A 21696-nucleotide genomic window follows, 5' to 3' on the forward strand; every position below is an offset into this window, starting at 1 on the left:
TCACCCGTCATTCACGACTCGAAGACGAAGGGAATCCCGTGCCATATCAGTACGCACGCACACGTTGGGTGGCGCTGCGCCTCGCGGCCGCGCTGGCCGTGGTGGGCCTCGTCGCGGGATGCGTGTCCCGCGAGGAGAACTCGGCGGCACAGGAGGCGCCGGCCGACGTCGCACTGAGCGAATTGACCGACGTCACCCTGCAGATCAGGGATCAGAAGGGCGGCACGGAGGCGCTCCTGAGTGCCGCCAACGCCCTCGACGGTCTCCCGTACCAGGTCGCGTTCTCGACGTTCACCTCCGGTCCGCCACAGATCGAGGCCGCCACCGCGGGCAAGATCGACTTCGCCATCACGGGCAACACCCCGCCGATCTTCGGCGCGGCGTCCAACGCCAAGGTCAAGGTGGTGTCGGCCTACGACGGAGGCGGATTCGGCGACCAGATCCTGGTGCACGCCGACTCACCGATCCAGTCGGTGGGGGAGCTGCGCGGCAAGAGCATCGCCGTCGCGAAGGGCAGTTCCGCGCACGGGCACACGCTGGTGCAACTCGACCGGGCCGGCCTCGGCCCGTCCGACGTCAAGCTGGTGTTCCTGCAGCCCGCCGACGCCCTGACCGCGTTCACCCAGCGCCGCGTCGACGTGTGGGCGGTGTGGGACCCCTACACCGCGCAAGCCGAGACCGACCTCGACGTGCGGAGCATCGCCCACGCAACCGGCGTCACCAACGGCGCGGGGTTCGGCGTGGCGTCGGCCGCAGCACTGGCCGACCCCAAGCGCAACACCGCGCTGAGCGACCTGCTGGTGCGCTACGCGAAGGCAATTCGATGGGCGCACGACAACCCCGACGAGTGGGCCAAGAGCTACGGCGAGTCGGTGGGGCTCGATCCCGAGGTCGCCGCTCTCGCGCAAGGCCGCAGCCTCCGGCTGCCCACCGCGCTGTCGGACGGCCTGATCGGTAGCGAACAGGAACTCGCCGACCTGTTCGCGAAGTCCGGGCAGATCGCCTCGGCGCCCGACTTCGCCCGCTGGGTCGACCGGCGGTACGACGCCGCGCTCGCGCCCCTATATTTCGACCGCGGATAGGAGGGTGGCGGTGTCTGCGGCTCCGGCCCAATCGCCGACTTCGTCGGCTAGGTTCTTCTGGTTCCTCCCCACCAGCGGTGACAGCCGCTCGATCGTCGGCTCCTCGCACGCGTCGTCACAACAGGTCGTGCCGGACGGGTATCGCGCACCCACCCGCCGGTACCTCGCCGAGATCGCCCGCGCCGCAGACCGGCTCGGCTTCGAGGGCGTGCTCACGCCCACCGGGACCTGGTGCGAGGACGCGTGGCTGACGGCCTCGGCGCTGCTTGCCGAGACCGAACGGCTGAAGTTCCTCGTCGCATTTCGTCCTGGTCTGGTGCCGCCCACCCTGGCCGCCCAACAGGCCGCGACCCTGCAGCGCTTCTCCGAGGGCAGGGTGCTGCTCAACATCGTCAGCGGCGGGGACGATGTGGAGCAACGCCGCTTCGGCGATTGGCTCGGTCACGACGAGCGCTACGCCCGCACGGGCGAGTTCCTGCACATCGTGAACTCGGTCTGGCGCCAGGACTCGCTGGACTTCGAGGGCACGCACTACACGGTGAAGGACGCGAGGGTGTCCGCACCGCCGGACCCGCTGCCGCAGATCTATTTCGGAGGCTCGTCGCCCGCGGCGCTACCGATCGCCGCGCAGTACGTCGACGTCTATCTCACCTGGGGCGAGCCGCCCGAGGCCGCGGCCGCCAAGATCGCACGGGTGCGGGAACTCGCCGCCGCACGAGGACGCACCGTCAGGTTCGGCATCCGTCTGCACACCATCAGCCGGGACACCTCCGAAGCGGCGTGGGCGGTGGCGAACGGCCTCGTCGCCGAGTTGAGTCCCGAGCAGATCGCGAAGGCCACTGCGCTACACGCGAAGTCCGAATCCGAGGGGCAACGACGCATGACCGCCCTGCACGGTGGGCGCGTCGACGACCTCGAGATCTACCCGAACCTGTGGGCGGGCGTCGGGTTGGTCCGCGGCGGCGCGGGTACCGCCCTGGTCGGCAGTCACCAGGAGGTCGCCAACCTCATCCACGAGTACCACTCGGTCGGGTTCGACGAGTTCATCCTCTCGGGCTACCCGCATCTCGAGGAGGCGTACTGGTTCGCCGAGGGCGTGCTGCCGCTGCTGCGGCACGAGGGGGCCGCCTAGGCAGAGGCTTGGAGCAGCTGCGCCTAGTCTCCTGTTGTGGACGAATGGTTCGAACGCAGCCCGTTCATCGGCTTCGCGCCCTGGGTCGTCTACTGGGTGGTCGCCGAGGGGCCCAGCACGTGGCTCTTCGGAGCGTTGTGCGCCGTGCTGTCGGCCGTGATCCTCGGCATCTCGATGGGGTTCGGCGCGCCGCGCCTGCTGGAGATCGTCACGATCGGCTTCTTCGTCGTCGTCACCGCGGCGGGGGTGATCGTCGGTGCAGCCGACCGTGACTGGATGGACACCTACGCCACGACGCTGTCGAGCGGCGTACTGGCGCTGATGGCGCTCGGCTCGCTGGCGTTCACGCCGTTCACCGAGCAGTACGCCCGGGTGGCGCGGCCGCTCGAGGACTGGGAAGAGCCGGCCTTCCGCCAGACCAACCGGGTCCTCACGCTGATGTGGGCGCTGGTGTTCGCGCTGATCGCGATGCTGGGCTTCTTCGCGACCCAGGTGCCGCAAACGAAGGACTGGACGAACTGGGTGATCCCGATCGTCGTCCTCGTCGGCGCCGTCGGCATGACGCAGACCTACCCCGCCAAGGTGCGCGAACGCGCCAAACCCGCATCATGATCAGCGGCTGAGCGTCCCGGCACGACGGTGGCCGGGCGGGACGGCCATACGAATCTTCGCTACCGTCTTGTCATGCACGAACGCACCGTCCGCGTGACGATCGACAGCGGAACCATCGAGGGCTTCACCCGCGACGGCGTCCACCGGTGGCGTTCCGTCCCCTACGCCCGCCCACCCGTCGGAGCGTTGCGCTACCGGGCGCCTCAGCCCGTGGAGCCGTGGCGGGGCGTCCGGTACTGCCACGGTTACGCCTACTGCGCGCCACAAGATCGCAAGTACACCCTGCTGCGGCCCGGAAAGTACCAGCCGATGAGCGAGGACTGCCTGACGCTGAACGTGGTGGCGCCGGAGAAGCCCTCCGACGAACCGTTGCCCGTCATGGTCTTCGTTCACGGCGGCGGCTACATCCTCGGTAGTTCGGCCACCCCCATCTACGACGGTGCGGCCCTGGCCCGGCGCGGCTGCATCTACGTGTCGGTGAACTACCGGCTCGGCCCGCTCGGGTGTCTGGACCTGTCGTCGCTGTCGACCGACGAACATCCAATCGACGACAACCTGTTCCTGCGCGACCTGGTTCTCGCGTTGGGCTGGGTGCGGGACAACGCGGCGGTCTTCGGTGGTGACCCCGAGAACGTGACGGTCTTCGGCGAGAGCGCGGGCGCGCACGCCGTGGCCACCCTGCTGGCGACGCCCGCGGCGAAGGGCCTGTTCCACCGCGCCATCTCGGAGAGCCCGGCCAGTGGGATGGCGGGGACCCCCGAGATCGCGGCGGCGTTCGCCGACGACTTCGTCGGCTACCTGGGGGTCACCCGCGAAGAGGGCGCGGCCGCCGTCATGGCTGCGCGCCCCGCCGAACTCGTCGGAGCGCTGAACGACCTGATGCGCGACGGCATGAAGAAGATGCGCGGGGCGTTCCCCGTCGGCCCGACCTACGACACCGAGTACCTGCCCCAGGACCCGGTCGTGGCGATGCGTGAGGGGACCGCCCACCAGGTGCCGCTGATCGTCGGCACCAACGCCGACGAGGGCAAACTGTTCACCCGCTTCCTGCAGTTGCTTCCGACCAGCGAGCCGATGATCGAGATGCTGCTTGCCGACAGTGACGTCGAGGTCCGCGAGCGGATCACCTCGGCATACCCCGGCTACCCGAATGCGTCGGCGTGCGTGCGACTCGGCGGCGACTTCGCCTTCGGGACGGCGGCCTGGCAGATAGCCGAGGCGCACGGCAGGCATTCGCCGACCTACGTCTACCGCTACGACTACGCCCCCCGTACGTTCCAGTGGTCGGGGTTGGGCGCCACCCACGCCACCGAACTGTTCGCGGTGTTCGACGTGTACCGCAGCCGGTTCGGCTCGCTGCTGACGGCCGCGGCGGACCGCCGCTCGGCACGACGGGTCAGCAACGAGGTGCAGAACCGGTGGCGCGCGTTCAGCCGCGAAGGGGTGCCCGGGGACGGCTGGCCGACCTACACGCCGGAGGAGCGGGCCGTGCTCGTGTTCGACCGGCGCACGCATCTCGAACACGACCCCAACCCGGAACGCCGCCGCGCGTGGGAGGGCTTCTCGCTCGCCGCGAACTAGGCGGCGCCGGTCTCTGCTCGCCGTGCCGGAAACACTGCGACGCCGGGCACGGTGTGGTTGCGTGAGCGGGTGACCCACCCCTTGGATCCGCTGTCGGCCGACGAGTTCCGCACCGTCGCCGAGACGTTGCGACGGGACCACGGCGTCGATTCCGGTTGGCGCATCGCGTCGATCGAACTGGCCGAACCGGGCAAGGCGGACCTGCGGGCGTTCGACGAGGGCGGGCCGACGCCACCGCGCCGGGCGGTCGCCGTGTGCCTCGACCGTTCGGCGAACGCCACCTACAAGAGCGTGGTCTCGATCGACGACGGCCGCACCGAGGCGTTCGACCACGTACCCGGTGTGCAACCCAACTTCACCGTCGACGAGTACACCGAGTGCGACCGGGTGCTCCGGGCGCACCCCGACGTGATTGCAGCGCTCGAAGCCCGTGGCATCGTCGGCGTCGAGAACGTCTTCATGGACACTTGGACCTACGGCGACGCGCTGATCCCAGAGGAGTACGGCGACCGGCGGCTCGGCTGGTCGGACACCTGGCTCAAGGAGGGGCCTGGCCGAAATCCATACGCGCACCTGGTCAGTGGTCTGCACTGCATCATCGACCTGAACACCATGGAGGTGCTGCGCGTCGAGGACGACGGCCCGTTCGCCGGCGGTGAGACCGAAATGCCCTCGGTGATGGGCGAATACGTGCCCAGGTACGTGCCCGAGCGCATCCGGTCCTCGTCGCGGCGCGAACCGCTCAAGCCCCTGCACGTCACCCAGCCCGAGGGTCCATCGTTCACGCTCGACGGCAATCTGCTGCGGTGGCAGAACTGGTCTCTGCGGGTCGGGTTCAACTACCGCGAGGGCATGACCCTGCACACGGTGCGCTACCAGGACGGCGACCGCAACCGGTCCGTCGCCCACCGCATGTCGTTCGCGGAGATGGTGGTGCCGTACCGCGACCCGTCACCGGACCACTACCGCCGCACGGCATTCGACATCGGAGAGTGGGGGCTGGGGTTCATGACCCAGTCACTGGAACTGGGCTGTGACTGTCTGGGCGAGATTCGCTACCTCGACGCGGTCCTGCACGACAGCAGCGGGGAGCCCTACTCGATCGCCAACGCGATCTGCATCCACGAAGAGGACGACGCGGTGCTATGGAAGCACGTCGACCACGACAGCGGTGCCGAGGTCCGCCGCACGCGCAGGCTCACCCTGTCGTTCCACGTCACCGTCGCCAACTACGAGTACCTGACCTACTGGCGGCTGTATCAGGACGGCAACATCGAGTGCGAGGTGCGCGCCACCGGGATCATGGTCACCACGCCGTTGGCCCCGGGACAGTCCAGTCCGAACGGCACCCTGGTCGACGAGCGCACGTACGCCCCGTTCCATCAGCACTTCCTGGTGGCCCGTCTGGACCTCGACGTCGACGGGCCCGACAACACCGTCGTCGCGACCGAGTCCCACGCCGAGCCTATGGGCCCGGACAACCCTCATGGGCTCGCCCTGGTCGTCCGCAACGTCCCACTGCGCACCGAGTCCGAAGGCAAGCAGGACGTCGACTTCGCCACGCAGCGGGCGTGGAAGGTGGTCAACCCCAACGTCGTCAACGGCCTCGGCACGCACCCGTCGTACAAGCTGGTTCCCGGCGGGGCGATCCCGCCCATGTTCGACCCCGCGTCGCCGGTGCTCAAGCGCGCGAACGTCATCGGTCACACCCTGTGGGTCACGCCGAACCACCCCGACGAGCGTTGGCCTGCAGGCGAATTCGTCAACCAGTCGGCTACCGACGGCGGGCTCGGGGCGTGGACCAGGGCCGACCGCCCGATCGAGAACACCGACGTCGTGCTCTGGTACGTCTTCGGGCTGCACCACATCACTCGGCCGGAGGACTGGCCCGTCATGCCGGTGGACGTGGTGTCGTTCTGGTTGAAGCCGTACGGATTCTTCGACCGCAACCCCAGCCTCGACGTGGAACCGTCGCCGCCACGCGAGTGTCACCGCCCCAGTTGACACGCGTCAACATCATTGGCCGAAATCGGCGTGTCGGGCGCGTCGGGTGTCCTACGTTGACGTGGTGCACCCGGACTCCGCTGCCTCAACGCGCCCACCGCTCATCGAACGCCCCACCGATCTGACCGCCGAGTGGCTCACCTCGGCGATCGGGCAGGGCGAGGTCACGGGGTTCACCGTCGACCGCATCGGCACCGGCCAGATGAGCGAGTGCTACCGCGTCGACCTCACCTACGCCGACGGAGGCAGCGGTCCGGCGTCGGTCGTCCTCAAGGTCGCCGCCGCCGACCCCAGCAGCCGGCAGACCGGTCTGGCGATGGGGCTCTACGAACGGGAGGTGCGCTTCTACTCGGAGGTCGCCCCCGGCCTCGGTGCTGCGGGGGGAATCACTAGCCCCGTCTCGCCGTGCTTCCACAGCGCCTACGACTCGGCGACCGGAGCGTTCGACCTCCTGCTCGGAGACGCCGCGCCCGCCGTCGTCGGCGACGAGATCCGCGGCGCGACAGCCGAACAGGCCACTCTGGCACTCACCCAGCTCGGGCAGGTGCACGGCCGGTTGCTGGGCGACGAGGCCCTGGCGGGCGCCGAGTGGCTCAACCGCGACTCCCCGGTCGACCAGGGTCTGATCGGCGCCCTGTACGCGGGCTTCATCGACCGCTACCGCGACCAGGTCGCACCCGAGCACCGCGAGGTGTGCGAGCGGTTCGTGGCGACCTTCGACGCCTACATGGCGGCCGAGGCCGAGGCGGGCCAACCGCGCGGGCTGGTCCACGGCGACTACCGGCTCGACAACATGCTGTTCGGCGGCGACGGTGCCGATCGCCTGCTCACGGTGGTGGACTGGCAGACGGTGACATGGGGGCCGGCGTTCACCGACGTCGCGTACTTCCTCGGCTGCGCCTTGCCGGTCGGGCGACGGCGGGAACTGTACGACGATCTGCTCCGGGCCTACCACGATGCGCTGGGGCCCGATTCCGATGTCACGCTCGACGACGTCCGGGAAGGCGTCCGGCACCAGACGTTCTTCGGTGTGCTCATGGCGATCGTCTCGCCGATGCTCGTGGAGCGGACCGAACGCGGCGACGAGATGTTCATGGCCATGATCGAGCGGCACTGCCAGCACGTCATCGACACCGACGCGTTGAGCATCCTGCCTGCGCCCACCGTGCCGGAACCGTTGCAGCCCAACGCCGATGACGAAGGGGCCCATCCGCCCACCGATGAACCGCTGTGGAGCGAGAGCTGGTACTTCGACTTCGTCGACGTTGCGCAGGACGTCGGCGGGTGGATCCGGCTCGGCCTGATTCCGAACCAGGGCCATGCCTGGATCAACGGCCTGCTGTGCGGACCCAACGTGCCGACGATCGCGGTGCTGGACTTCGAGGCGCCGCTGCCCGCGGACCACGGGCACGTCAGCACCGGTGCGATCGACCTCGTGCTGGAACCCGGGGAAGCGCTTCGCACCTATCGGGTGTCGCTGAACGGGCGCGGTGAGGCGTTCGACGATTCGGCAGCCCTGCTGCGGGGAGAGCAGGGCCGTCCCGTCGACGTCGCGATCGACCTGACGTGGACCACCGCGGGCACGCCTTACCAATACCGGCTCTCCACGCGGTACGAGATCCCGTGCACCGTCTCGGGCAGGGTGGTCGCCGACGGGCGCACCTACGAACTGGCCGACGTGCCCGGGCAGCGCGACCACTCGTGGGCCGCGAGGGACTGGTGGAGCATGGACTGGGTGTGGAGCGCGCTGCACCTCGACGACGGCACCCACGTGCATGGCCTCGACCTGAGGATCCCGGGCGCACCGCCGCTGGCCGCGGGGTACCTGCAACGCGCGGGGGAGCCCTTGGTCGAACTGGATCGCGTTACGGCGCGGGAGACGTTCGGTCCCGACGAGCTGCCCGTGTCGACCGTGCTCGAGTGTGCGCCCGGCGATCTCACCGCGACCGTCGACGTGCGAGGGCACGCGCCGGTGCTGTTGACGTCGCCGGACGGCAGGCTGAGCCGCTTCCCGCGGGCCTGGGCGACGGTCACCACCACCGACGGCCGCACCGGCGTCGGCTGGCTGGAGTGGAACCGCAACCTCACCCCCTAGTCCCTCTTCCGCGATTCTTCGGCGAGCGTGCGTGTCTGCGGGCGACACGCCGTGTCCTGACCCGATTCCACGCACGCTCGCGGCAGGCTATCGGTGATGGTCATCAAGTCGATTGCACTGTTCGTGGCGGCCGCGCTGCTGGAGATCGGCGGGGCCTGGCTGGTCTGGCAGGGCGTGCGCGTACATCGCGGATGGCTGTGGGTCGGCGCGGGCGTCCTCGCGCTCGGCGCTTACGGGTTCGTGGCCGCTTTCCAGCCCGACGCCAACTTCGGCCGGGTACTTGCCGCGTACGGCGGTGTCTTCATCGCGGGGTCGCTGCTGTGGGGAATGATCGCCGACGGGTTCCGGCCCGACCGCTGGGACGTCAGTGGCGCCGTGATCTGCCTCGTGGGAGTCGGCCTGATCATGTATGGGCCGAGGTAAGCGGCTAGTCGCAGCAATCGCATACGCCGGTGAGCGTCAACTGCATTCCGCAGTTGCAGAAGCCCGCTTCGCGGCGGTTGCCTTGCGATCTCGGCACGCTAGGACGGACCCGGGTTATGGGGTGCGCCACGTACCACGCCCCCTTGCGCGTGCTGGGGCCACGGTCGACGCCTTCACCGAGCGTGCGGATGACCTTTTCTTCCGAAACGAACCCATTCATGTAGCCCCACGCCACTGCTAACCCGCAACCGGAACGCCACCAGCTTGCTCATCGTGGTGGCGCCGTAATCGAGTGGGTTGGTCTCCGCGGCGAGGCGGTTAAGGATGCGGTGTTCGGTTACCGGCAGCAGCCGCCGGACGGACTCGACGTCGTCCATGGCGGCCATCAACTCCGCGACCGTTGCGGTGTCGGTGTCGGCGGCGATCAGGTCGGCCGCCGCGGCGCGCAACGCTGCTGCCGCGTCGACCAGACTGGGTGCCATACATCGAACACTAGTGCGAGGGTCCGACAAGTCACGCCCGCATTGTTATGTGTGAAGCCGTTGTGACGCATGAGTTTTGGCGAATCGCCGAGTGTCGAAGTGTGTCACGCGTGAAGCCGTTTCGCGTGCCTCAACCCATCACTCGCCGACACCTCACCGCCCACGCCAACACCCCCCAACCCACCCGCGAGCGTGCACAAACTCCCGCCCCAACCCGGCGTGTCGCCCGCAGACACGCACGCTCGCCGAAAGAGGGAAGAAAGCTACCGCACTAACGCAGGTGGGGCTTGTCGTCGTCGAGGTCGTCGCGGCCCAGGCCCATGGGCGTTGCGGCGGGGATGTCGCCGGCTGCGATCACCGTCCGCGTGATGGGCGTGAGCGTGCGGAAGAGCAGCGTCAGGTCGGCGTCGTCGAGCGCGTCGAACGCCGGCAGTGCCAGCGCATCGGTCGTGTCCTCGATGCGTTGCTTGAGGTCGCGTCCGGCGTCGGTCAGCGCCCCGGCGTCGTCGACCAGGCCGCGTTCCACCAGACGACCGGTGCAGTCGCGCCACTCGTCCTCGTCGTAATGCCTGCTCTTGACGATGAACTCGCGCGGCACGCGGTCGGCCAGGGAATGCAGCACGTTGCTCTCCCGCCCGCTGATCCCGTTGGCGACCAGCACGGCCACGTGGGCGTCGCCCCGCTGTTCGCGCAGCAGGGTGGTGGCGTGCCAGAGCCTCGCCACCGGGTCGTCCGGCCACGGCAGCGCGAGGTTCGCGGCGAACAGCGGGCGCCCGGCCCACGGTGCGCTTCGCGCAGCTCGCTTGAGAAGTGCAGTGGCAGTGCGCGTCTGGTCGTCATCGGCGATACCGCACCGCCGCAGCGCCGCGGCCGCGGACTGTTCACGGGCCTCCAGTGCGGCCGAGGGTGGCGCGAAGGTCCACGCCGACGGCAGGGCGCGAGCGACGTGCGCCGGGGAGAAGTTGTAGAACTTCGCCGCCACCACCTCCGCCGCGACGGCGCCCAGCGGTGCCGAGCGTCCCGCGAAGTAACTCATCCAGAACCCGCGATAGCCGGCATTGTCGAATGCCGAGATGGACTCCGGCGAGAAGTAGGTCAGGGCGTGTACGGGTTCGAAGCGGTCGAACAGCCGTCGGGCGAGCTGCGGTGTTCTGGTCACCATCGCAGTCAAGCATGCGGCCCGGTCCTCAGGACTTGAGGACCGCCGTGCCGCCGGCCAACTCGTCGTGCTTGCCCTGCCTGGTGGGGCTGCCACTGATCGTCACGGCGATAACGAGCATCGCCACGACTCCGAGCAGGCCGCCGACGAACGGAACGATCGGCAGCAGTGTGAACGCGTTGCGGATGGCGGATTGCTTGAGGTCGGGCTTGGCGAATCCGCCTGCGCCACGCACGTGCAGCCCGAGCACCTTCTTGCCCGGGGTCCACCCCTGGGTCACCTCGAACAGCACGAAGTAGCCGAATGCGAGCGCGCCGGTGAACAAGCCCGTGACCAGAATGCTCGACAGCGAATCGGTGGCGTAGGCGAGGAAGAATCCCACCACGCCGACTATCAGGCCATCGATGACACGCGCGAGCCACCGGGTGAACAAGCCACCCGGTTGGCCTCGCGTCGGGTCGGTACTGCCGTATGGAGCGGAGAGGGGATTACCAGCCGTCATGCGGCACAATCTACGCCGGAAACGCGGCGCTCAGCGTCAGCTGCGACGCTGCTTCTTCGCCTGCTTCTTGGCCTGCTTCGCCTGCTGACGGGCGTTCTCGGCGATCTCCGCGCTGCGGTCTGCGGCCAGTTCGGCGATCAGTGCGCTGCGGTCGCGGGCACGCTCGGCGAGTTCGACGCTCCGCTCGCGGGCGAGGGTGGCCAGCTCGGGTGCCCGCTTCTGCGCCTTCACGGCCAGCTTGTCACTGCGCTTCTGCGCCTTGGCGGCCAGCTTCTCGCCACGCTTGGAGGCGACCTCGGCGATCTCCGTGCTGCGCTTGGTCGCCACGTCGGCGAACTCGGCGCCGCGCTTGGAGGCCACGTCGGCGAACTCGGCGCCGCGCTTGGAGGCGACCTCGGCGAGCACGGCGCCACGCTTGGACGCCACGTCGGCGAACTCAGCGCCGCGCTTGGAGGCGACCTCGGCGAACTCGGCGCCACGCTTGGAGGCGACGTCGGCGAGTTCTGCGCCGCGCTCACGGGCGACGTGCAGACCGCTCTGCAGGTTGTGGCCGACGCGGTCGACGAGTTCACTGTCGACGAGCGCGCCGTTCGACGAGCTGGGCAGCACGCCGGACACGGAGGCGGACACCTTCTTGGCGGCGCGGCGACCGCGCCAGCCCAGTGACGGCCGTCCTTCGGTGTCGACCGAGGCGATGATCAGGCCGCCGATGAGGCTGAGGTCGGCGAGGAACGCGCGACGCTCCGAAGCCATCCGCTCGGGATCGGACTCATTCCAGAATGCATGTGCACCAAGGCTTCCCGGGACCACACTGAACGCCAGTGCGGCCGAGGCGAGACGGGGGAGCTTGCCGGTGGCCAGCAGCAGTCCGGCACCGACTTGCACACCCGCGGTCACCTTGGCGACGGTCTCGGCGTTGGTGGGGACGTTCGGGCCCACCGGGTCGGGCAGCTTGGCCAGGCCCTCGAGCGTGGGCTTGGCGGCGTCGGCCGCCGGCTTGGGACTACGAAGCGACTCCACTCCGCGCGCGATGAACGTGGTGGCAAGCATGGGTCGTGCGACGCGACGAATCAACATGCGCCCATCATTCCCCGCCGATCATGATCACAAACACGCCGAGGCCCCCCTTCGGGGTAACTTCGCATTAGGTCCAAGTTCTGCGTAACCAAAGGAGACGGCGTGGCGCTCGTCGCTGGAATCGACTCGTCGACCCAGTCGTGCAAGGTCGTGGTGTGCGACGCCGATACCGGCGAGATCAGGCGGTCGGGGGCTGCCCCACACCCCGGGGGGACCGAGGTCGACCCGCACGTGTGGTGGACGGCCCTGGGAGAGGCGGCACACGCGGCCGGTGGCCTCGACGACGTCGCCGTCGTGTCGGTGGGCGCCCAGCAGCACGGCATGGTCTGCCTCGACAAGAGCGGTCAGGTCGTTCGCCCCGCGCTGCTGTGGAACGACACCCGTTCCAGCGCCGCCGCCCGTGACCTCGTCGACGAACTCGGCGGCGCCGGACAGTGGGCGCAACGCATCGGCGTCGTCCCGGTCGCGGCCATCACGGCGGCGAAGCTGCGGTGGCTGGCCGACAACGAGCGGGATCACGCCGACGCGACGGCTGCCGTGTGCCTGCCCCACGACTGGTTGACCTGGCGGCTGTCCGGCTCCACCGACATCGAGGACCTCCGCACCGACCGCAGCGACGCCAGCGGCACCGGGTACTTCTCCGCCGAGGACGGGTCCTACGACCTGGACCTGCTGAAGCTCGCGATGCGCGGGCGACGCCCGCTGGTGCCGGAGATCGTCGGCCCTGCCGAGGCGGCGGGGCGGACCACCACCGGTGCGGCACTGGGCGCCGGCGCCGGTGACAACGCCGCCGCGGCACTCGGCATCGGTGCAGGCCCCGGTGATTGCGTCGTGTCGCTCGGCACGTCCGGTGTGGTCAGCGCGGTCGGTGACGCGGCGCCGCACGACGCGAGTGGTTTGGTCGCGGGATTCGCCGACGCCACCGGGCGGCAGCTGCCGCTGGTCTGCACGCTCAACGGTGCGCCCGTGCTCGCAGCCGTCGCCAAGACGCTCGGCGTGGACTTCGACGAACTCGACCGATTGGCGCTCTCGGCGCCCGCGGGTGCCGAGGGGCTGTCCCTGGTTCCGTACTTCGACGGGGAGCGGTCGCCCAACCTGCCCGAGGCCAGCGGTGCGCTGCAGGGCATGACGACGCGAAACATGTCCTCGGCCAACGTCGCTCGCGCGGCGGTCGAGGGGTTGCTGAGTTCGATCGCATTCTGCCTCGACCAGATCGATGCCCAGGGCATCGAGGTGCGGCGGGTCATCCTCGTCGGCGGCGGCGCGCGGTCCGAGGCCGTCCGCCGGATCGCCCCGGCGATCCTGGGCAAGCCGGTGCACGTGCCGACGCCCGCCGAGTACGTCGCGCTCGGCGCTGCACGGCAGGCGGCCTGGGTGCTGTCGGAGTCCGACGAGCCGCCGTCGTGGTCGTTCGGCGTCACCGCGACCTACGAAGCGGAGCCCACCCCCGGCGTGCTCGAGCGCTATCGGGCAGCGCAACGGCTCACCCTGGGACAGTGAGACTCGGTCAGCGACGTGCCTGCGGCCGGGGCCACGCAGGCTGAGGCAGATCGTCGGCGCCCGGGCGCAGCCGATCGACGACGGCTCGCAGCGGCGGCCACGTAGACCGGCCGGCCCGGGTGACCGCATAGGCGGTGAGCACGACCGTCGGGTCGGTGAGCCGCAGCACCTTCACGCCGTCGCTGGTCGGCCTGTCCCGTGGAAGCAGGCCGACGCCGTATCCGGCGACGATCAGTTCTTCGACGAGATCGAGACTGTCGATCTGGTGCGCGATGCGTGGCGTGAATCCGGCCATCGCGCCGAGCGTGCGCACGGCGTCCTCGTCAGCGGTGTTGCGGGAGTTCACGATCCACGTCCGGTCGGCATAGCTCGCGAGGTCGACGGGCCCCTCCGGCTCGTCGGTGGGAACGCCGAGACCCCACGCCGTCGACCACAGCGCGACGGCCTCGAGCACCGGGTTCAGCGACGCCGGCGCGAGGTTGTAGTCGTAGGTCAACGCGAGGTCGAGGTCGTCGTCGACGAGCATCGCGAACGCCTCGATCGGCTCGTACTCCGAGATCACCACGTCGATCGCGGGGTGGCGCCTGGTGAGTTCGGTGAGGATCGGCAGCAGCGACACCCGAATCCCGGTGGCGAAGCCGCCGACCCGCAGCGTCCCCGCCGGGTCGGCATCCGGATCGAGGTCCAGTCGCGCGGCATCGACTGCGGCGAGGATCTCGACCGCGTGGTCGGCGAGCCGTCGCCCGGCCGGGGTCAACCGCACCCGTCGCCCGTCCGGCTCGATCAGACGCGTGCCGGTCTCCCTGGCGAGCGCGGCGATCTGCGCGGAGACGGTCGAGGTGGTCAGATGGTGGCTCTCGGCCACCGCGCGCATGGACCCGAGCCGCGACAGAGCCAGCAGGAGCTGGAGTCGGCGGGTGTCCACGTGCCCATTCTGTGCCATTGCGTTCGGCATGCCGCCGTCTCCCGAAGACCGGTGCCGGAACACGCCTGTGCGACGATGCCGAGATGACCGCTCGCCCGGCCCACTTCGTGAAGACCTCCGACGACGTCTTCGAACCGACGCAGTTCGCGCAGAGCCACTGGGGCGCCGACCATCTGAACGGGCCTGCCCTGGTCGGCCTCGCGGCGTCGGTCCTCGACGAGCGCTACGGGCTGCCGGACTTCACCCCGGCCCGGCTGACCGTCGACCTCTTCAAGGCGGGCAGGGGAGTGCCGACCACCGCGGTCACCCGCCTCATCCGCGAGGGACGTCGGGTCCGCAACGTCGAGTGCGAGCTGATCCAGGGTGGCAGCACGATCGTGCGCGCGGTGCTGGTGCAGTACCGCAAGTCCGAGGCCCCGCGGGGTGAGGAGTGGTCGCCGACGGCTCGTTTCACGCCGCCCGCCGACGTCGACGACACCCAGCACATCTACGTCGGTTGCGACGAAGCCGGGTGGACGGGGGCGATCGCCGATCACCAGAACGCCGCTCGCAAACGCTGCATGAACCGTTCCATCGACGCCGTGGAGGGCAGGACGAACAGCCCACTCGCCAACGCCGCGATGGCGGCCGAGGGAACCAGCCTGGTGACCAACCTCGGCAGCGCAGGTGTCGGCTACATCAACGGCGACCTGACGGTGGCGCTGTCCCGGTTGCCCGACGATCAGTGGATCGGCGTCCAGGCCGACTCGCACTGGGTGTCCGACGGCATCAGCGTCGGGACCGCGACGCTGTTCGACGCCCGCGGACCCTTCGGGACCGGCATGGTGACCGCGGTCGGCAACCCGGCGGCGCAGATCGACTTCTCCGCCGACCCGTTTCCCGAGCGCACGCGCTGACCGAGTCGCTGTTTCTGGTTAGTCCCTGCACGTAGGGTTGGCGCCGTGGACCTGCTGCTCGGCATCGACATGGGGACGGGAAGCACCAAGGGCGTGCTCGTCGACGCCGCCGGCACGGTGATCGCCTCCGAGACCGTCGCGCACGCCGTGAACCTGCCCCGCCCCGGCTGGGCCGAGGTCGACGCCGAGGGACTGTGGTGGCGCGAGGTCTGCGAGATCGCGGCCAGGCTCACCGCCCAGATGCCCACCGGGGGCGTCCTGGCGGCGATGTGCGTCAGCGGGGTGGGTCCGTGTCTGGTGCTGTGCGACGCCGATCTGCGACCGCTCCGGCCCGCCATCCTCTACGGGATCGACACCAGGGCGACGGCCGAGATCGCTTCGCTGACCCAGGAATTCGGGGAGGACGCGATCCTGGACCGGGCGGGCACGCTGCTGTCCAGTCAGGCGGTGGGACCGAAGCTGGAGTGGGTGTACCGGCACGAGCCCGAGGTGTTCGCCGGCGCCGCAGGCTGGTACGGCTCGAACTCCTACATCGCGGCCAAGCTCACCGGTGAATACGTGATGGATCACCACACCGCCAGCCAGTGCGATCCGCTGTATGCCACGCGCGACTTCGAGTGGAACCAGCCGTGGGCCCGACGCATCTGCAGGGACCTGCCGCTGCCGAGGTTGGTCTGGCCCAGCGAGGTCGTGGGGACGGTACACGCGGAAGCCGCTGCGGCAACCGGTGTTCCGGTGGGCACGCCGGTGGTGGCGGGTACCGTCGACGCGTACTCCGAGGCCTTCTCGGTAGGCGTCCGGCACCCCGGTGATCAGATGCTGATGTACGGCTCGACGATGTTCCTGGTGCAGATCATCGACGCCTATCACAGCGACCCGACGCTGTGGACCACCGCGGGCATCGAGCACGGCAGCCTCGCGCTGGCCGCGGGCACGTCGACGGCGGGCAGCCTGATCGGTTGGTTGCAGACGGTCACCGGCGGTGCGCCGTTCGACGAACTGATGGCCGAGGCCTCCCGGGTCCCGCCGGGCAGCGAGGGCCTCCTCGTCCTGCCGTACTTCGCGGGTGAGCGCACCCCGGTGTTCGATCCCCAGGCCCGTGGCGTGCTGGCCGGGTTGACGCTGCGACACGGCCGAGGGCATCTGTTCCGGGCTGCCTACGAGGGCATTTCGTTCGGCATCCGGCAGATCCTCGAGCGCTTCGACGACGCGCACACCGGCACCAGGACCGTGGCGGTGGGCGGGGGACTGCGCAGCCCGGTGTGGGCGCAAGCGGTCAGCGACATCACCGGCCGTGTCCAGGAGGTGCCCGAACAGGCGATCGGCGCCAGCTACGGTGACGCGCTGCTCGCGGCCATCGGGGTCGGTCTCGTTCCGCCCGAGACGGATTGGACGAAGATCGAGCGCGAGATCAAGCCCAATCCCGAAACGCGGGCTCTGTACGACGACCTGTACGCGACCTGGTGCGAACTGTATCCGGCGACCAAGGAGCAGGTGCACCGGCTCAGCCGGTGACCTCGGCGTTGGAAGCGGCTTCCAGCAACGCCTCGGCAGTGGCTGGATCGGTGACCAACCGGTTGAAGTGTCCGCCGCGCGCCCCGGCGGTAATCGAGTCGAGCTTGTCCCGGCCCACCGCAACGGCGATGGTCACCGGAATGTGGTGCAGCGCCTTCAATTCCAGCGCGATGAGCCGGTCGCTGCCGTCGAAGTCGACCTCGTCGCCCGCGCGGTCGTAAAAGCGTGAGCAGACGTCGCCGACAGCCGCCCGCAGCGACGTCGAGCCCGTCGGTACGAATCGCGGGATGTCCGAACGGGTGAGCGGCGGTGCGCCGACGCCCATCAGTGCGCATCGCGCGGTCGGCCACTGGTGCAGCACGCGTTGGATGCTGGGGTCGTTCCGAAGCGACTGGTACAGCTCGGGCCCCGGCAGTGCCGGCGCGAAGAGGTAATTGGCTCGCCCCCCAACGCGATTGGCCACCAGGCGGGTGATCTCGTTGGTCTGATACCACTCCTCGGGCTGATCGTTGCCACCCACGGTGGGCGCTATCACCACCCCGGGTAGCGGGGTCAGATCGTGTTGCGCCAGCTCGTAGACGGTGCGTCCGGAACTGACCAGTAGGACGTCGCCGGGCAGCAGGCCGGCCTCACTGAGGGCCCGGCCCGTCGCTGGTGCCAGTGCCCGGCCCATCACGTCGACGATGCCGCGACCGGGGCCGGGGGCGGGCAGGGGGGCGCAGAGGTAGACCCGCTCGAGGCCGAGGGCACGCGCGAGACGGTCGGCGAGGTCACCCGGGCGGGCTTCGGCGGGTGGGACCACCTCGATGCGCACGATGCCCTGACGCTTCGCTTCGGCCAGAAGTCGGCTGACGGTCGCGCGGCTGGTGCCCAGACGCTCGGCCACCTCGGCCTGGGTCGCGTCGTCCTCGTAGTACAGCCGTGCCGCCGTGTACAGCAGCGATGCCGAGAAGTGACTGCTCTCCGCCGGGGTGTGCCCGTCGGGCACGGCACCGTCCACCGCTGCAGTAGCGGGGTGCGTCTGAGCCGGACGTGGCATGCGACGAGTATGGCATCGAACCACATTCTGAACATCTGTTCTGCACGAGATCTTGCTGAACATCGGTTCTGGACAAATGTGCACGCGCCTGGATAGTGTGAGCCCGACCACACGTGCGAAGGAGTGCATTGATGAGTGACCAGATCCCCGAGAAGATGCAGGCCGTCATCTGTCACGGCCCGCACGACTACCGACTCGAGGAGGTCGCCGTCCCCCAGCGCAAGCCGGGGGAGGCGCTCATCAAGGTCGAGGCCGTGGGCATCTGTGCCAGCGACCTGAAGTGCTACCACGGCGCCGCCAAGTTCTGGGGCGACGAGAACCGCCCCGCCTGGGCCGAGACCATGGTGATCCCCGGACACGAATTCGTCGGCCGGGTAGTCGAACTCGACGACGAGGCGGCGTCCCGGTGGGGGATCGCGGTCGGTGACCGCGTCACGTCCGAGCAGATCGTGCCGTGCTGGGAGTGCCGCTTCTGCAAGCGCGGCCAGTACCACATGTGCCAGCCGCACGACCTCTATGGATTCAAGCGCCGCACGCCCGGGGCGATGGCCTCGTACATGACCTACCCGGTGGAGGCGTTGGTGCACAAGATCTCCGGCGACATGCCGCCCGCGCACGCCGCGTTCGTCGAGCCGCTGTCATGCTCGCTGCACGCCGTGGAACGCGCACAGATCACCTTCGAGGACACCGTGGTGGTGGCGGGCTGCGGGCCCATCGGCCTAGGCATGATCGCCGGTGCCAAGTCCAAGAACCCCATTCGCGTCATCGCGCTCGACATGGCGCCCGAGAAGCTGGAACTCGCGAAGCTGTGCGGGGCCGACGTCACGATCAACATCGCCGAGGAGGACGTCGACGCCATCGTCAAGGGCATGACCGACGGCTACGGCGCCGACGTGTACCTCGAGGGCACCGGCCATCCGTCGGCCGTCCCGCAGGGGCTCAACGCATTGCGCAAGCTCGGCCGCTACGTCGAGTACGGGGTGTTCGGCAGCGACGTCACCGTCGACTGGAGCATCATCAGCGACGACAAGGAACTCGACGTCCTCGGCGCTCACCTGGGCCCTTACTGCTGGCCCGCAGCGATCAAGATGATCGAATCCGGTGTGCTGCCGATGGATCGGATCTGCACGCATCAACTGCCCCTCGCCGACTTCCAGAAGGGCCTGGACCTCGTGGCCAGCGGCAAGGAATCGGTCAAGGTCTCCTTGATCCCGGCGTGAGCGAAGGATTGAATCGAATGAGTCCAGAACACTTCAGAGCCTCACGCCAGCTGTCGCGCCGAAACATGTTGGCCGCGATGGGCCTTGCCGGCGCGGCCGCTGCCACGCTGCCGGTGCTGTCGGCCTGCGGGGTGGGCGGCAAGGCCAGCGCACCCAACGGCGCGGACGCCGTCACCGGCGGCTTCGACTGGCGCAAGGCCGCGGGGTCCACCATCAACGTCCTGCAGACGCCGCACCCCTACCAGGTGTCGTATCAACCGTTGCTCAAGGAGTTCACCGAACTCACCGGGATCAACGTCAACGTCGACCTGGTGCCCGAGGCGGACTACTTCACGAAGCTGAACACCGAGCTGGCCGGCGGCTCCGGCAAGCACGACGCATTCATGCTCGGTGCCTACTTCATCTGGCAGTACGGCCCGCCGGGATGGGTCGAGGACCTCGGGCCGTGGCTGCAGAACAGCGCCGCCACCAGCGCCGAGTACGACTTCGACGACATCTTCGAGGGACTGCGAACCTCGACGCGGTGGGACTTCACGCTCGGCAATCCGCTGGGAACCGGTGGGCAATGGGCGATTCCGTGGGGTTTCGAGAACAACGTGGTCGCCTACAACAAGCGGATCTTCGACGAGAAGGGCATCACCAAGCTGCCCGACAACCTCGACGACTTCATCCAGCTCGCCGTCGACCTGACCGACCGGTCGGAGAACCGGTACGGACTGTCGACGCGCGGGTCGAAGTCCTGGGCCACGATCCACCCGGGCTTCATGACCCAGTACACGCGCCAGGGCGCGGTCGACTACACCTGGAACGGCTCGGAACTGGTCGCGGAGATGGACAGCGACCAGGCCATCGACTTCACCCGCAAGTGGATCGACCTCCAGCACCAGGCCGGACCCACGTCGTGGACGACCTACGACTACCCCAACGCGACAGGCGATCTCGGCGACGGCAAGGCGATGATGGTGTTCGACGCCGACAGCGCCACGTACCCGAAGAACAAGCCGGGGGCGAGCAAGGAAGCGGGCAACATCGCGTGGTACGCGGGACCCGCCGGGCCGGACGGCAACTACAAGACCAACCTGTGGACGTGGAGTTGGGCGATGAGCGCCAACTCTCGCAACAAGTTGCCTGCCTGGTTGTTCATCCAGTGGGCCACCGGCAAGGACTCGATGAACAAGGCGGTCGAGGGAGGCTCCTACGCCGATCCGGTTCGCCAGTCCGTGTTCGACACCACGTTCAAGCGGGTGGCGGCGGATCAGTTCGGCTATCTCGAGGCGTTCGAGACCGTCATCGGTGAGTCGAAGATCCAATTCACGCCGCAGAAGAAGTTCTTCGACACCACGCAGAACTGGGCCGTTGCGCTGCAGGACATCTACGGCGGGGACGACGTGGCATCGCGCCTGCGCAGTCTGGCCAAGACCAACACCTCCAAGGTCAACCTCTAGGAACCGTTTCCAATGAAGAAGCCGTGTCCCATGACGAAACTAGGCCCCACATGACCACACAGACCCCGAAGGCACCGGCCACGTCACCCGACGAGCCGACCACCGAGACGCGCCGCCGGCCGCCCGAGGTACCGAGGTGGCGGCGCAAGCTGCGGCCGTACCTGCTGTCGATCCCGGCCCTCGTCATCGTCATCGGCATCCTCTATCCCTTTGCGGTGGGCGCCTACTACGCGTTCCTCAACTACGCCGCGGTCAACCCGGACCCGCACTTCGTCTGGTTCCAGAACTTCGGCTCCGTCCTCGGCGACCAGGTGTTCTGGAAGAGCGTCCAGGTCACCGTCACGTTCGCGGTCGCCGCCACGGCGGTAGAGACCGCACTCGGCGTCGGCCTCGCGCTGCTGCTGAACCGGTCGTCGATCATCGGCAAGATCTTCGAGAAGGTGCTGATTTTGCCGCTGATGATCGCCCCGGTGATCGCGGGCGTCATCTGGAAGCTGATGTTCAACCCGCAGTTCGGCGTCCTCAACCACGTTCTCGGACTGGGCAACACGTTCGACTGGCTGTCGGCGGGCAACGCCCTGTTCTCGGTGATCCTCGTCGACGTCTGGATCTTCACCCCGTTCGTCGCCATCCTGGTGCTGGCCGGCATCCGGTCGCTGCCCAAGGAACCGTTCGAGGCGTCCGAGGTCGACGGTGCCAACTGGTTCTACATGTTCCGCAAGCTGATGCTGCCGATGCTGTGGCCATACATCCTGGTCGCCGTCATCTTCCGATTCATGGACAACCTCAAGGTGTTCGACCACATCTACGTGCTGACCGCGGGCGGTCCGGGTGTCGCCACCCGATCGCTGCAGATCGGCGCATTCGAGGACTCGATCATCAACCTCGACTACTCACGCGGCAGCACGTACATGCTGCTGCTGTGGATCATCGTGTTCATCACGGCGCGCTACCTGGTGAGCGTGCTCGGCAAGGCGCAGCGCCGTGCTGCCGGAGCGGAGTCCTAA

19 protein-coding genes are annotated in these 21696 nt (G+C 68.7%); 13 read left to right on the forward strand and 6 right to left on the reverse strand.

Annotated features, from left to right (window positions below):
- The first annotated feature begins 68 nt into the window (after positions 1-68).
- From G6N61_RS02875 to G6N61_RS02905, 7 genes are all read left to right on the forward strand, one after another.
- Entirely contained in the window at positions 69-1082 is a 1014-nt protein-coding gene (locus G6N61_RS02875; protein WP_163917151.1) for an ABC transporter substrate-binding protein, read from the forward strand.
- Positions 1083-1092: 10 nt separating this feature from the next.
- Complete coding sequence (locus G6N61_RS02880) at positions 1093-2214, forward strand: LLM class flavin-dependent oxidoreductase (protein WP_163917153.1); 1122 nt, start codon at positions 1093-1095, stop codon at positions 2212-2214.
- Between the two features lie 36 nt (positions 2215-2250).
- Positions 2251-2826 carry a hypothetical protein gene (locus G6N61_RS02885; protein WP_163917155.1) on the forward strand — a complete coding sequence of 192 codons (576 nt, stop codon included), beginning with the start codon at positions 2251-2253 and terminating at the stop codon, positions 2824-2826.
- Between the two features lie 72 nt (positions 2827-2898).
- Positions 2899-4407: a carboxylesterase/lipase family protein gene (locus G6N61_RS02890; RefSeq protein WP_163917157.1), complete on the forward strand. Its 1509-nt coding sequence runs from the start codon at positions 2899-2901 to the stop codon at positions 4405-4407.
- Positions 4408-4476: 69 nt separating this feature from the next.
- Positions 4477-6411, forward strand: a complete 1935-nt coding sequence (locus G6N61_RS02895; RefSeq protein WP_235887381.1) for a primary-amine oxidase — start codon at positions 4477-4479, stop codon at positions 6409-6411.
- A 46-nt stretch (positions 6412-6457) separates the two neighbouring features.
- Complete coding sequence (locus tag G6N61_RS02900; RefSeq protein ID WP_235887382.1) at positions 6458-8506, forward strand: DUF7064 domain-containing protein; 2049 nt, start codon at positions 6458-6460, stop codon at positions 8504-8506.
- 96 nt (positions 8507-8602) lie between these two features.
- On the forward strand, positions 8603-8929 hold the full coding sequence (locus tag G6N61_RS02905; protein WP_163917162.1) for a YnfA family protein: 327 nt from the start codon (positions 8603-8605) through the stop codon (positions 8927-8929).
- Positions 8930-9102: 173 nt separating this feature from the next.
- Here G6N61_RS02905 and G6N61_RS02910 read toward each other — a convergent pair whose 3' ends face one another.
- From G6N61_RS02910 to G6N61_RS02925, 4 genes are all read right to left on the reverse strand, one after another.
- Positions 9103-9411 carry a hypothetical protein gene (locus G6N61_RS02910; protein WP_163917164.1) on the reverse strand — a complete coding sequence of 103 codons (309 nt, stop codon included), beginning with the start codon at positions 9409-9411 and terminating at the stop codon, positions 9103-9105.
- A 271-nt stretch (positions 9412-9682) separates the two neighbouring features.
- Positions 9683-10570 carry an SCO6745 family protein gene (locus tag G6N61_RS02915; RefSeq protein WP_163924557.1) on the reverse strand — a complete coding sequence of 296 codons (888 nt, stop codon included), beginning with the start codon at positions 10568-10570 and terminating at the stop codon, positions 9683-9685.
- A gap of 28 nt (positions 10571-10598) precedes the next feature.
- Positions 10599-11072 (reverse strand): RDD family protein, encoded by a 474-nt coding sequence (locus G6N61_RS02920; RefSeq protein WP_163917166.1) that lies wholly within the window; start codon positions 11070-11072, stop codon positions 10599-10601.
- A gap of 36 nt (positions 11073-11108) precedes the next feature.
- The gene (locus tag G6N61_RS02925) at positions 11109-12149 is read right to left on the reverse strand and encodes a DoxX family protein (protein WP_163917168.1); all 1041 of its coding nucleotides are present in this window, start codon (positions 12147-12149) and stop codon (positions 11109-11111) included.
- Positions 12150-12251: 102 nt separating this feature from the next.
- On the opposite strand from G6N61_RS02925, the gene xylB reads away from it, so the two are divergent.
- Complete coding sequence (gene xylB, locus G6N61_RS02930) at positions 12252-13649, forward strand: xylulokinase (RefSeq protein ID WP_163917170.1); 1398 nt, start codon at positions 12252-12254, stop codon at positions 13647-13649.
- Between the two features lie 7 nt (positions 13650-13656).
- Here xylB and G6N61_RS02935 read toward each other — a convergent pair whose 3' ends face one another.
- Positions 13657-14574 (reverse strand): LysR family transcriptional regulator, encoded by a 918-nt coding sequence (locus G6N61_RS02935; protein ID WP_163917173.1) that lies wholly within the window; start codon positions 14572-14574, stop codon positions 13657-13659.
- A gap of 83 nt (positions 14575-14657) precedes the next feature.
- Between G6N61_RS02935 and G6N61_RS02940 the strand changes: the two genes are divergently transcribed.
- Positions 14658-15470 carry an acyl-CoA thioesterase domain-containing protein gene (locus tag G6N61_RS02940; protein WP_163917175.1) on the forward strand — a complete coding sequence of 271 codons (813 nt, stop codon included), beginning with the start codon at positions 14658-14660 and terminating at the stop codon, positions 15468-15470.
- A gap of 45 nt (positions 15471-15515) precedes the next feature.
- On the forward strand, positions 15516-16985 hold the full coding sequence (locus tag G6N61_RS02945) for an FGGY-family carbohydrate kinase (protein WP_163917177.1): 1470 nt from the start codon (positions 15516-15518) through the stop codon (positions 16983-16985).
- Here the strand turns inward: G6N61_RS02945 and G6N61_RS02950 are convergent.
- Positions 16975-18024, reverse strand: a complete 1050-nt coding sequence (locus G6N61_RS02950) for a sugar-binding transcriptional regulator (RefSeq protein ID WP_163917179.1) — start codon at positions 18022-18024, stop codon at positions 16975-16977. The two genes, G6N61_RS02945 and G6N61_RS02950, sit on opposite strands and share 11 nt — an antisense overlap.
- A gap of 131 nt (positions 18025-18155) precedes the next feature.
- Between G6N61_RS02950 and eltD the strand changes: the two genes are divergently transcribed.
- The 3 genes from eltD to G6N61_RS02965 are packed head-to-tail and all read left to right on the forward strand — an operon-like array spanning position 18156 to position 21696.
- Positions 18156-19244: an erythritol/L-threitol dehyrogenase gene (eltD, locus tag G6N61_RS02955; RefSeq protein ID WP_163917181.1), complete on the forward strand. Its 1089-nt coding sequence runs from the start codon at positions 18156-18158 to the stop codon at positions 19242-19244.
- Positions 19245-19261: 17 nt separating this feature from the next.
- Positions 19262-20689 carry an extracellular solute-binding protein gene (locus G6N61_RS02960; RefSeq protein WP_235887383.1) on the forward strand — a complete coding sequence of 476 codons (1428 nt, stop codon included), beginning with the start codon at positions 19262-19264 and terminating at the stop codon, positions 20687-20689.
- Between the two features lie 50 nt (positions 20690-20739).
- A complete protein-coding gene (locus tag G6N61_RS02965; protein WP_163917183.1) occupies positions 20740-21696 on the forward strand; it encodes a carbohydrate ABC transporter permease in 957 nt (318 codons plus the stop codon).

Origin of the sequence: Mycolicibacterium arabiense, assembly GCF_010731815.2 — a bacterium.
GTDB classification, from domain to species: Bacteria; Actinomycetota; Actinomycetes; order Mycobacteriales; family Mycobacteriaceae; genus Mycobacterium; species Mycobacterium arabiense.